This window comes from Acinetobacter sp. (assembly GCF_045628685.1).
GTDB lineage: Bacteria > Pseudomonadota > Gammaproteobacteria > Pseudomonadales > Moraxellaceae > Acinetobacter.
This window is the reverse complement of sequence record NZ_JAZQPV010000064.1, coordinates 16,772-29,877: the sequence shown is the minus strand read 5'-3', so window position 1 is coordinate 29,877 and position 13,106 is coordinate 16,772. Positions and strand designations below refer to the sequence as shown.

The window sequence follows — 13,106 nt, the reverse complement described above, 5'->3', positions numbered from 1 at the left end:
AATATTATGGATTAGCGTAAAGCTTCGGGTAAGGCAGGAATACTAAATGGCTTGCCAAGTTCCATTTTCATTTTTTGCAGCATCTGATAGGGTTGTTGCTGCACGAACATATTCACAAAGGTCAAAGGAATTGAGCCTTCTGGATTGGCATACCCATACGTTGAAACTTTGGTTTTATTATTGGCCAGTTTCTGAAAAGTCCAATCGCCTTCATAATGAGTTAAACGTACATAATCCGGATTTTTGGCATAGCCCTTATCGACGGCTTTATTTTTAATGGTAATGATGCCCTGAGCATCTTTGAGCATTTTACCTTGCACCACCAAATCACGATCTTTGAGCGGAAAAGGAAAATCCAGCACCATATACAATAAAAATTCGCCTTTTTTGTCATCCCGTGACAGGACTTTGATACTGCCCATATACGGTACCCATTGCACCGCATGCTCGGCATCTAAAATCAGACTAACAGCTTTCTCTAAAGGGCTATCGTAAGTGGTTTCAGCTTTGTATAAAAATACCGGGTTTTGACTGTTTTGGATGGTCCAGACTTTAATATTATTTTTATTAATGCTGAGCTTAGCATGATCAGTAGGTTTAGCCTGTACTGTAGCCAACATTACTACAGCACAAGCCATCAATATCACTTTTTTCATTCCATTGAGCATCTTATTTTAATTTTGTTATATTGTTATAAATGATTTTAATGCATTTTTATACTTGAATATCGTTAAACCCAAGCACATCTTTCATATCATATTTACCTGCTTCACGGCCCACTACCCAAGCAGCAGCACGGACTGCACCTGAAGCAAAGTTCATGCGGTTGGTGGCTTTATGGGTAATTTCAACACGTTCGCCATCGGCAATAAACATGGCAGTATGTTCACCCACGATGTCACCACCGCGGATGGTCTGAAAGCCAATGCTCTTACGATCACGAGGACCGGTATGCCCTTCACGGCAATACACTGCATCTTCTTTTAAGTTCCGGCCCAAAGCACCGGCAATCGCTTCACCCATCATCAGCGCTGTACCCGATGGCGCATCCACTTTATGACGGTGATGTGCTTCAATCACTTCAATATCGACCGTGTCACCAAACACTTTGGAGGCAAGTTCCAATAATTTGATGGATACGTTTACACCCACTGAATAATTCGCGGCATACACCACCGGGGTTTCAGTTGCGCTGTCATCCAAAAATGCTTTTTGCTGGTCGTTCATGCCTGTAGTACCAATCACAATGGCAACGCCTGCTTCACGGCATAATTTTAAATGCTGTTCGGTTGCGGCAGGCGCTGTGAAATCAATCACCACCTCACAGTCTTTTAATACCTCTTGCAGATTGCCAACAACCTTAACTCCAATAGCACCAATACCGGCAAGCTCGCCTGCATCTGCACCAATCAAGCTGCTTTCAGGGCGTTCAACTGCCGCCGCAAGCTGGTAACCCGCTTCTTTAACCGCTTGAATGAGAATGCGTCCCATACGACCGCCTGCACCCAGTACACCAATGCGTGGAGCTGCTGACATAACATATTCCTAAATGTTGATTCTAAATTGTTCTTACTATATCAAAACTCCGGAATAACACTAAGATACATTGCATAAATTCAATAAAAATACTTCAATAGTAAAGTCCCTGATATTGATCAGATCTTCAACCCTGTATATAGATGCCTATTACAGATTCAGTCTAAATTGTGGCCTGATCATGAAGGAACAGGTACACCCCCAAAGATGTATTAAAAACACCCATTACAGGGCAAAATAGAATTTTTATAAAATTATATCATATTGATTATATGTATAAATTTAAATATATTATAGATAACTAGCAGTATGCTAATTTTAGAAAAATTCATTGCTCAGGCTTTATGATTGTAATTATTTTTCATATTCATGGTATGAGTTCATGTATTTGCCATAAAGACAATTTATAATATAATATATTGGTTTTTATATTTTTAATAAAAATTTTTATAATAAAATCAATAATTTATTCACAAATACAACAAAATTCATCAATTATATTTGTAGTCTAAATATAGTTTTATATAAATATTTGATATTTAGGGTTTAATTTTGAATAATGTAAATTTAGTAGGTTTCCATGGCGGTTTATTGGGCTATGACCTAGAAACCAATTCATTAAAATGCTATAGGGATGGTCTTCCTCCTGGTATATATGAAGTGCTATTTGATGGAAAAAATATTTTTATTCATCTGAATGATTCTAAAAAATATATATTTTTTTTAGAAGATAGATTTTCTTTAACAAACAATCCAGAAGAAATAAATCTGGTTATTTATAATTATGGATTACATCTTAATATAAAAATAGAAAATAAATATGTATCCTGCAAATCAGATCTGAATATTGTGAATGGCTCAGATAAGCCTTTAGCATGGGAGGAGTTTTATTTAAATTTTAATTATTATCAAGACACGATAGAAAAATTTCATTATTCAGATTTGTTCGAATACAATAAACTGATTAAACCAAAAACTATTGAAAAAAATATATGGTTATATTGGGACTCTTCCCCTCCTAAATTGGTTGAAAAAATAGTTAAAAAACTTGAAAATTTAAATCCGGATTATGTAATCACCTTAATTAATAAAGACACTATAAGAAACTATATAGAATATGATTTATTTAAGAATGATATGAATCCTACTTTCCGTAGTGACTTATTAAGACTTATTCTGCTATACAATTATGGTGGTTTTTGGATTGATGCATCAACTCTTATCAATACATCAATCAATAATATTACAGGATTAAATCAATATAACCACACCCATTATGAACTTATTGGATTCTATAGAAAGCGTCATTTTATCAATGATTTACCTTGTGTTGAGTCATGGCTTTTAGGTTCTCCCAAAGGGAGCTTTATCATAGGCAAATGGCTAGAAATTTTATTAGAGGCATTATATTCTTCACCACAGTCACTTTTAGAAAAGCTAAAACAAGATATTAACTTTGAAAAAATTAAAAATACCTACTCAGATGGGTCATTACTCTACTTTCTACCTTATTTATGCCAACAGAAACTCTTTATAGATTATAAAAAATATATGAGTATTCAGGCCTTTTGTGCAGATTATTCAGCTTTCTATTTTAAAGATAGACATGGCTGGTCTAATCCAGATCGATACACTAATCTAACATTCAATAGAGAGAATGAAATCATTTTCTTACCTAGAATCATTAAGTTTACTAAAGGTGACCGAGATCTTTTTGAAAAAATCAGAGCAGAAAAAAAATTTAAAACCTATTCATATTTAGGAAACTATATATAAAAATATAAAATTGGGTTTTACCGAGCTTTATTCTGCTTAAGGCTGTGCAAGCTATTCTGCTTAAGGAACCTTTATAAACATAAAATTTTCTAGAGATCATAAAAAAGGGCACCAAGGCGCCCTTTTTTAATGTCATTCAATCAATCAAACAGACCGAAGAACGATTTTTTCTTTGGAGATGATTTGCTGTCTTCCCCATCCATCGTTTCTTGCAATTCTTTTAACAATTCACGTTGACGCGCGGTTAAATTCACCGGTGTTTCGACTACAACACGGCAGAGTAAATCGCCTTGCATACTGGTACGTACAGGTTTAACCCCTTTACCGCGTAAACGGAACAGTTTGCCGGTTTGAGTTCCTTCAGGAATTTTTAAACTGACACGGCCATCGAGGGTTGGAATTTGAATTTCTTTGCCCAACGCTGCATCAGCAATACTGACAGGCACATCCATATACAGGTCTGCACCATCACGTTGGAAGATTTCATGTTCACGAACCACAACTTCAACGTATAAATCGCCTGACTGGCCATCACGAATCGCTTCGCCTTTGCCGGTTAAACGTACGCGGTCACCATTGTCCACACCTGCAGGAATGGTCACTTCTAGCGTTTGTTGACGATCAGCTACACCCGAACCATGACATTTATTACATGGGTTCTTGATGATGGTACCTTGACCACGACAGGTGCTACAGGTTTGCTGAACAGAGAAGAAACCCTGTTGCATACGTACTTGACCAGCACCATGACAGGTTTTACAGGTTTCGACATCTTTCGGATTTTTTGAACCTTTACCATCACACGCATCACAAGGCGCAGGTGCGCTAAAGGTAATGGTTTTTTTCACACCCTTGACTGCTTCTTCAAGGGTTAATTCCATCACGTAGCGAAGGTCGGATCCACGACGTGCGCGTTGTTGTTGACGACCACCGCCACCAAAAGCGCCACCAAAGATATCGCCAAACTGGCTAAAGATATCTTCTGCATTGAAACCGCCACCAAAGCCACCGCCGCCCATACCGCCTTCAAAGGCATTGTGCCCCATTCGGTCATACATGCTGCGTTTTTCGCCATCAGATAAAATTTCGTAAGCCTCAGCAGCTTCTTTAAATTTATCTTCCGCTTCAGGGTTGTCTGGGTTGCGGTCTGGATGATATTTCATCGCCAACTTACGGTAGGCTTTTTTAATTTCATCATCACTAGCGGTTTTAGCGACGCCCAAAACCTCATAATAATCACGTTTAGCCATGTCTGGCGATGCTCCTCACGGAATTTGATTTAATGCTTAACTGTGGACTGAAATTGGGGGTCAATCCAAGTTTTACAAGGGTAAGGTTGGAAAAAAAATTGGCTAGCTTAGAAAACGGCTTTATTTTGGAAAAATCGAGTAATGCCTTTGAGCCATGCATTAAGCAAAAATAAAAAGGCAATCATCGTAAATACTACCCCTACAACGGTACAACCGGTTACCCAAAGTGCGCTATCCCAATAAAAGAAAATCAGCGGAATAAACCAGAGTGCAGCAAATACCACCAAAATGGAATAAATCACAATATTTCGCATCACCCAAAGTCCTTGAGCTTCAAGCCATACTTCAGCACCATCCACTTGTGTGACTTTGCGCGCAAACCAGTAAGCAAATATGCCACTAATCACGGTAAATAAAGCAAAAAACATGAAGACATAAGAGATCGCAATGGAACGGCGAAGTCGGCTTAAGTTGTCTTGCTTCATGTGCTTTTTAACCCCATTCACTACACGTTTAGTTTTTTAATATGTAGTAAATTGCTTGATAAAAATGTATACAAATATTAGGTGCTACTATATTGAAATTTTCAATATTTCGCACCTCATTATTATCAAATAATTATGTACTTTGCTTATTTTTTTCCACTTTAAAGCATTGTGCGTACAATGCAGGCAAGAAGAACAAGGTTAACACGGTAGCAACAATCAATCCGCCCATAATAGCGACAGCCATCGGACCAAAGAAAATACTACGTGACAAAGGAATCATTGCCAGTACCGCAGCCAATGCAGTCAGCACAATTGGACGACAGCGACGCGTGGTCGCATCCACAATGGCTGACCATGGATCATGTCCCTCTTGAATATCCTGTTCAATCTGATCAATCAAGATTAAAGAATTTCGCATAATCATGCCCGAAAGTGCAATTGTGCCTAACATCGCCACAAAACCAAAAGGTTTATTGAATAACAACAAGAATAACACCACCCCGATTAAGCCCAAAGGTGCCGTTAACAAGACAATCATCGCACGTGACATGCTCTTGAGCTGAATCATCAGCAAGGTCATGACCACCGCCAGGAAAAATGGCATGCCGGCATTGACCGAGTTTTGTCCTCGCGCGGACTCTTCTACAGTTCCACCCACTTCAACCAGATAACCACTTGGCAGCTCAGCACGCAGTTGATCCATTTTTTCAGACAGTTCGCCCACCACGGTGGCGGGCTGTAATTTACTGCGAATATCAGCCCGTACGGTAATGGTCGGCAAACGGTTACGATGCCAAATCAGACCATCTTCAAAGTCATATTCAATTTTTGCAATTTGCGCCAGCGGCACGGAACTTCCATTTGCTGTGGATACCGCCAGACTGGACAAGGCCTCAACATTAATCCGTTCAGCCTGATCTCCTCGCAGGCGAATTTCAATCAATTCACGTTTTTCACGATATTGATTAATGGTTGCGCCACTTACCGAACTGTTTAAAAAATTGGCTAAATCCAAGCTCGATACGCCCATTTGACGGGCACGGTCCTGATCAATATTCAAATGAATAACTTTGCTGGGCTCACCCCAATCCAGATGAACATTGCTGGTATTCGGATTATCGCCCACGACTGCGGCAACTTTTTGTGCCCACTGACGGACCAGATGCAAATCTTCACCGGAAATACGATATTGCAATGGATAACCGACGGGCGGGCCATTTTCCAATAACGATACGCGGGTACGCACGTCCGGCAATAATTTACGAATTCCCTTGTCTAAAGATTGACGAATCTCATCACGATCATCCAAGGAAGACGCCAAGACCACAAACTGGGCAAAACTGGCTTGTGGCAACTGCTGGTCTAGCGGTAAATAGAAACGGGTTGAACCTGTACCAACATAGGCTACATAATTATCAATTCCTTCTTTAGTCGACAAGAATTTTTCGACTTTTTTCACCGCATTTTCAGTTGAAGTGAGCGATGCTCCTTCTTCCAGTTTTAAATCCACCAAAATTTCGGCACGATTTGAGGGCGGAAAGAACTGTTGCGGCACCAGTTTAAACATCAATAGAGATAAGACAAAAATTCCCACCGTGGCTGCAATTACCGTTTTACGGTAGGTCAGGCAAGTATCTACCCATGCTCTAAACTTTTGATAAAACTTGGTTTGATATGGATCATGATGTTCACCGGCATGATGCTGCACTGGTTGCGGTTCAGGCTGCTTGCGCAAACGTGCCCATAAACGCTGATACCACGGCGCTTTTTGTGGCAAGTTGGTAAAATCTGGCAGCAATTTATCGCCCAGATAGGGGACAAAAAGCACTGCGGCAAACCATGACACAATCAGCGCAATGGTCACTACCTGGAAAATGGAACGGGTGTATTCACCGGTACTGGACGCAGCCGTTGCAATCGGCAAGAAACCGGCTGCAGTAATCAAGGTTCCGGTCAGCATGGGGAAAGCAGTAGTTTTCCAGGTAAAGCCTGCGGCCTCAAGCCGGCTATAGCCCTGCTCCATTTTAATCGCCATCATCTCGACGGCAATAATGGCATCATCAACCAATAAACCCAGTGCTAAAATCAGCGCACCCAATGAAATTTTGTGCAGCCCGACATCGAATAAATTCATACCGGCAAAGGTCATCGCCAAGACCAGTGGAATCGAAAATGCCACCACCAGTCCGGTACGAAAACCCAGTGAAAAGAAGCTGACCAGTAACACAATAATCACCGCTTCAGCCAACACTTTCATGAATTCATTCACGCTGCGTTTTACTGCAACCGGTTGATCGGAAACCTTTTGTAGCTGCAGACCTAAAGGCAAAGATTTTTGTAATTGTGCAAATTCCGTTTCCAGATTTTTACCTAAAGCCAGAATATCGCCGCCTTTACGCATCGAAACCGCTATACCAATCCCGTTTTCGCCCATAAAGCGCATACGCGGCTGAGCCGGCTCACTAAAGCCTCGGTAGATCTCTGCGACATCACCCAATTGAATAGTTTTGCCTGCCACCAACAGTGGCATTTGCTTGAGTTCATCAACGTTTTGCAGCTGACCACTGACCCGCATCTGGATACGATCAGTGCCCGTTTCAAAGAAACCGGCACTGGCCACGGTATTTTGTTGTTGCAGCGCTTGTTGAATCGCCGTGACCGGAATGCCGAGTTGAGCAGCTTTGGTATTGGAGAGTTCAATCCAGATTTTCTGGTCTTGCAGGCCGACCAGATTGACCTTGCCGACATCTTTCACCCGTTGCAATTGCAACTGCAAGCGGTCGGCATATTCTTTCAGTACCCCATAGTCAAAATCTTTGCCAGTCAGGACATAAATATTGCCAAAGGTATCACCAAATTCATCGTTAAAGAATGGACCCTGTACGTCGCTGGGCAATTGCTGTTTGATATCATCGACTTTTTTTCGGACTTGATACCACACATCTGGAATCTGGTTTGAACGTAACGAGTCCTTGGCAACAAAAGTCACCATCGATTCACCCGGACGTGAATAGGCCATAATACGTTCATAATTGCCCGTGCTCATCAGTTCTTTTTCAATACGGTCAGTGACCTGTAATGAAACTTCTTCAGCGGTTGCACCGGGCCAATAGGTTTGAATCACCATCACCTTAAAGGTAAATGGCGGATCTTCACTTTGTGCCAGTTTGGAATAGGAAACAATTCCGACTATGCCCAAGAGCAACATAAAATAAAGGATTAAGCCTTTATTTTTGAGTGCCCATTCCGACAGGTTATAACGTGATTCAGACTTCATGTCTTGATTCATGATGCAGTCCCTAGCTGGATTTTCACGGCCCGGTTATCACGGTCAATCGGCTGGATTTTTTGTTTTTCACGCAACAAATGCACACCGCCAATCACCACATAATCATTGGCATTTAAACCAGACAATACCGGCACACTGTCACGGCCATACGCCCCCAAAGTGACTGAAACCTTGCGAATAGTCTGATCCGGCTTCACTACCCAGACATAAGCCTGTTGGTCGTTGGCAGAGACACTGGACAAAGGCACGCTCAATACATTGTGCTCAGTATTGTTAAAAAATACCCGCGCACTTTGACCCAGTTGAATGGCAGAATTGCCTTCACGTAATGCCACTTTCACGCTAAAGGTCCGCGATTGATCGGCTGCAGGTGAAATTTCACGTACATAGGCTGCAAATTTATCTTCTGGCTTAGACCACAAGGTTACCCATGTGCTTTGACCCACTTTAATCTCGGAAATGGCCTGTTCGGGAACTCCGATCACCACTTCACGATCACCGGCAATCGCCATTTGATAGGCTGCCTGTCCTGCAGCAACCACCTGCCCCACTTCAATATTACGTGCAGTGATCACGCCATTTTTATTGGCAACCAGCTGGTTATAACCAGTTTGGTTACGGCTGACGTCATAATTGGATTTTGCCTGTTTTAAGTTCGAAAGCGCTGCTTTGTACTGGTTATCCACCGCATCATATTGCGAACGACTCACCGCATTCATGGGAAGCAACTGCTTAAAGCGTTTCAGTTCATCATCAGCATTTTTTGCTGCAGATTGCGCACTTTCCAGTTGAGCATTGGCCACATTCAGTTGCAATTGGGCATCTTTGACATCCAGTTTTGCCAGCACTTGACCGACTTTGACCTGATCACCGACATCGACATAACGTTCGATAATTTGTCCTGCCACCCGAAATGCCAAAGCAGTTTGCTGGCGTGCCTGCACATCACCAGCATAACTTTTTTGTTCATTATGGGTGGTATTCGGCTGAGTCACCATGACAAAGGGCACTTGTTCTGTTTCGGTTGCATCCGTGCTGCACCCCAATAAGGTTACACTGCAAACGATGATCATGCTGGCAACTGCAGTCTTGATTGTGCTCATGAAGTTCGCTCTTATTTAAAAATGATTTTTAGGGCAAAATAAGGACTATCTTAAATTGTCTATTTTTTAATTAATATACTTAGTGGTACATTAATTAAAACTCGCCGGTCAAAGCAATGACCTTTTTGATTTTTTTGGAAAAAATTGTGCAAATAAATGTGGGTCGTCCCAAGGACTTGGAAAAACGTCAGCAAATTTTAAATGCTGCAAAAAACTTATTTTTGAAGTGTGGTTATCATGGTTCGAGCATGAATCAAATCGCCCACGAAGCAGGCGTGACCAAACTGACCGTATACAATCACTTTCAGGATAAAGCCAATTTATTTGTCTGCGCGATTGCGGTGACCTGTGAGGAACTGATCAGTGCCCGTCCACTGAATTTGCGACCCGACAGCAATTTTCACAAAGAATTTGTTCATGCCTGTGATTTGGCAATGAATATTATTAATTTGCCCGAAGCCATCAAGTTGGAACTGTTGTTACTGGAACTGGCGGCTGAACAAAGTCCGCTGGCGCAGAAGTTTTATAATGCTTCGCATCTGCGCATGAATGCCGTGTGGGAGAACTTCTTTCAGCAAGCGATTGAACTGGGTTTTATTCAGGCAGAAGGATTAAAAACCTTAACCCTGCTGATTGTGTCCTTATTGCTCGGGATGCGCCATCATGAAGTCTTGCTGGGTATTCGCACCGTCCCGACGCCCGAAGAAAAGCAGCAGATTATTTTAAGCAGCATTGAATTGTTTATGCTGAAATATCAAAAAACGGCTTAAAAAAATCAGGTCAAAAGTCCGTTAACAAGTCAGCCTTCATTTTTCTAACAGCTCAACTGGCAGCTCAATTGTTATTTTTAGCAGCAATAGATTACATACTTTTGTCTGTACCCTACTTGGAATGTCATTGAATCGGGGTATATTCAAAACAGAAGCCTAGGAGAATGAAAAAAATGATTCAACAAATTGATGCTCCACTGCGTGAGGATGTACGCTTACTTGGGAATTTGTTAGGAGAAACCCTTAAGGAACATGCGGGACAAGATTTGTTTAATCAGGTCGAACAAATTCGTGCGCTCGCTAAAGGCGCACGTGATGGTCAGGTGGAAGCAGAAAAACAACTCGAACAACTGTTCTTAAGTCTGGAAGATGAGGAAATTCTTCCTCTGACGCGTGCATTTACCCATTTTCTGAATTTTGCCAATATTGCTGAACAGTACAATGTGGTTCGTAGCCGTCGTAAGAGTGAATTTGATGAACATGCGCCTTCACCGAATCCACTCGATCATCTGTTCCAAAAATTTAAAGACCATGAAATTTCATCAGACACACTATTCAAGCAAATTTGTGAACTGAACATTGAATTGGTACTTACTGCGCACCCGACTGAAGTTAGCCGCCGAACTTTAATTCAAAAATATGACGATATTAATGATTGCCTATTTAAGGCAGATCAGCAAAAACTGACCCCGCGTGAACGCAAAGCGGTACTCGAAGAACTCAAACAGCTGATTTGTTCTGCCTGGCAGACTGATGAAATTCGTCAACACCGCCCGACCCCGGTTGATGAGGCGAAATGGGGCTTTACCACCCTTGAACAGACCCTGTGGAATGCCGTACCAAAATTCGTGCGTGAACTGGATGAACTGGTTGAAGAGCAATGCGGACAGCGTTTGCCTTTAAGCATTGCACCGGTTCGTTTTGCTTCATGGATGGGCGGCGACCGTGACGGCAACCCGAATGTTACACATAACATTACCCAGGAAGTGCTGTGGCTCTCACGCTGGAAAGCGGCAGACTTATACCTGCGTGATATTGAAGACCTGCGTTGGGAACTCTCGATTCAAAACGCAAGCCATGAACTGATGCAGGCGCTGGGTCATACCCATGCAGAACCGTACCGTGAATATCTGCGCGACACCCGAGAACGCCTAAAAGCTACGCGTCACTGGCTGGCTGAAAAATTACAAGGTCAAGATGCCGACGATAGTCTGGTGATCAAAAGTAAAGATGAATTATTACAGCCATTATTGCTCTGTTACCGTTCACTGATTGCCTGCAACCTGCCGGAAATTGCCAATGGCAAACTGCTCGATTTTATCCATCGGGTCAACTGCTTTGGCATTGAACTGTTGAAACTGGATATCCGTCAGGAATCAGGTCGTCACCGCCAAGCCATTTCAGCCATTACCGAATATTTGGGCTTGGGCAATTTTGAAACTTGGACCGAACAGGCACGTCAAAACTTCCTGTTGCAAGAATTACAAAGCAAACGTCCATTGTTGCCAAAATATTTAAATGAACCGAAGCAAAGCCTGATTGAACATCCCGATGTACAGGAAGTCTTTGCTACCATGCGTACCTTGGCGCAGCAACCTGAAGAAAGCTTGGGTGCCTATATTATCTCGATGGCTGAATATCCAAGTGATGTACTTGCGGTGTTATTGCTGCAAAAAGAAGCCGGCATTAAGCATGCACTTCGGGTCGTTCCTTTATTTGAAACACTGAAAGACCTGGACGGCGCAGCCGATACCATGAACACATTGTTTAATATGCACTGGTACAAACAGCATATTCAGGGCAAGCATGAAGTGATGATTGGCTATTCGGATTCTGCCAAAGATGCCGGCTTTATGTCTGCCAACTGGGCGCAATATCGGGCGCAGGAAGAGCTGACTGCGGTTGCGCAAAAACATGCGGTGCAGTTGACACTGTTCCATGGCCGTGGCGGTTCGATCAGCCGGGGTGGTGCACCGACCCAGCAAGCGCTGTTTTCACAGCCACCGGGTTCTATTTCAGGTGCAATTCGGGTCACCGAACAAGGCGAGATGATTCGCTTCAAGTTTGGTCTGGAAGGCATTGCACTACAAAATTTAGAGATTTATACCGCAGCTACTTTGGAAGCAACCTTGTTGCCACCACCCGTACCTAAAGATGAATGGCGCCAGTTGATGCACAGCATGACTGATTTATCGGTACAGGTCTATCGTGAAACAGTGCGCGAAAATCCACATTTTGTGAAATATCTGCGTACCGTTACCCCAGAACTTGAACTGCAAATGTTGCCGCTCGGTTCACGCCCCGCAAAACGTAAGGTCAGCGGCGGGATTGAATCTTTACGTGCCATTCCATGGGTATTTGCCTGGACTCAAATTCGCTTGATGCTGCCTGCATGGTTAGGCACAGGCGCCGCGATTAATCAGGTGATCAATCAAGGTCAAAAAGACTTATTGGATGAAATGCTCCAGCAATGGCCGTATTTCCAGACCCTGATTGATATGCTGGAAATGGTGTTGTCTAAAGCCGACAGTCATGTGGCCTTATATTACGAATCGCATTTAACCGATGATGAAGATTTAAAAATCTTGGGTGAGCAACTGCGTCAACGCTTAAAAGATGCGGTACAAACCTTATTGGCTTTAAAAGGTGAATCGCAACTGCTGAGCAGCAATGAAGTCCTCGATCAGTCCATGCAAGTGCGTAAACCTTATTTACTTCCGCTGCATTTATTACAGGCTGAGCTAATGAAACGCCGTCGCCGCTATTTAGCGGAATGTCAGGCCGAACATACCCCAGTCGATCATGCTCTAATGGTCAGTATTGCCGGAATTGCCGCAGGTTTACGTAATACCGGTTAAGTATTTCATCTGCACCGCAAAGCACATCTTCAGGAT

Annotated in this window: 9 protein-coding genes; 3 read left to right on the top strand and 6 right to left on the bottom strand. The window is 42.5% G+C overall.

Annotated elements, in window-relative coordinates; genetic code table 11:
- Positions 1-11 precede the first annotated feature (11 nt).
- Entirely contained in the window at positions 12-656 is a 645-nt protein-coding gene (locus ACKI4H_RS09170) for an START domain-containing protein (RefSeq protein WP_407305236.1), read from the bottom strand.
- 58 nt (positions 657-714) lie between these two features.
- Entirely contained in the window at positions 715-1,536 is an 822-nt protein-coding gene (gene dapB, locus ACKI4H_RS09165) for a 4-hydroxy-tetrahydrodipicolinate reductase (protein WP_407305234.1), read from the bottom strand.
- Between the two features lie 552 nt (positions 1,537-2,088).
- Here dapB and ACKI4H_RS09160 point away from each other — a divergent pair.
- Positions 2,089-3,312 (top strand): capsular polysaccharide synthesis protein, encoded by a 1,224-nt coding sequence (locus ACKI4H_RS09160; RefSeq protein WP_407305233.1) that lies wholly within the window; start codon positions 2,089-2,091, stop codon positions 3,310-3,312.
- A 140-nt stretch (positions 3,313-3,452) separates the two neighbouring features.
- Here ACKI4H_RS09160 and dnaJ read toward each other — a convergent pair whose 3' ends face one another.
- From dnaJ to ACKI4H_RS09140, 4 genes are all read right to left on the bottom strand, one after another.
- On the bottom strand, positions 3,453-4,562 hold the full coding sequence (gene dnaJ, locus ACKI4H_RS09155; protein ID WP_407305232.1) for a molecular chaperone DnaJ: 1,110 nt from the start codon (positions 4,560-4,562) through the stop codon (positions 3,453-3,455).
- Between the two features lie 107 nt (positions 4,563-4,669).
- On the bottom strand, positions 4,670-5,047 hold the full coding sequence (locus tag ACKI4H_RS09150) for a hypothetical protein (RefSeq protein ID WP_407305231.1): 378 nt from the start codon (positions 5,045-5,047) through the stop codon (positions 4,670-4,672).
- Positions 5,048-5,180: 133 nt separating this feature from the next.
- Positions 5,181-8,327 (bottom strand): efflux RND transporter permease subunit, encoded by a 3,147-nt coding sequence (locus tag ACKI4H_RS09145; RefSeq protein ID WP_407305270.1) that lies wholly within the window; start codon positions 8,325-8,327, stop codon positions 5,181-5,183.
- 8 nt (positions 8,328-8,335) lie between these two features.
- Positions 8,336-9,442 (bottom strand): efflux RND transporter periplasmic adaptor subunit, encoded by a 1,107-nt coding sequence (locus ACKI4H_RS09140; RefSeq protein ID WP_407305230.1) that lies wholly within the window; start codon positions 9,440-9,442, stop codon positions 8,336-8,338.
- Positions 9,443-9,588: 146 nt separating this feature from the next.
- On the opposite strand from ACKI4H_RS09140, the gene ACKI4H_RS09135 reads away from it, so the two are divergent.
- Both ACKI4H_RS09135 and ppc read left to right on the top strand, forming a co-directional pair.
- Positions 9,589-10,212: a TetR/AcrR family transcriptional regulator gene (locus ACKI4H_RS09135; protein WP_407305229.1), complete on the top strand. Its 624-nt coding sequence runs from the start codon at positions 9,589-9,591 to the stop codon at positions 10,210-10,212.
- A 173-nt stretch (positions 10,213-10,385) separates the two neighbouring features.
- Positions 10,386-13,070, top strand: coding sequence for a phosphoenolpyruvate carboxylase (gene ppc, locus ACKI4H_RS09130; RefSeq protein ID WP_407305228.1), 2,685 nt, complete (start codon positions 10,386-10,388; stop codon positions 13,068-13,070).
- Positions 13,071-13,106 lie beyond the last annotated feature (36 nt).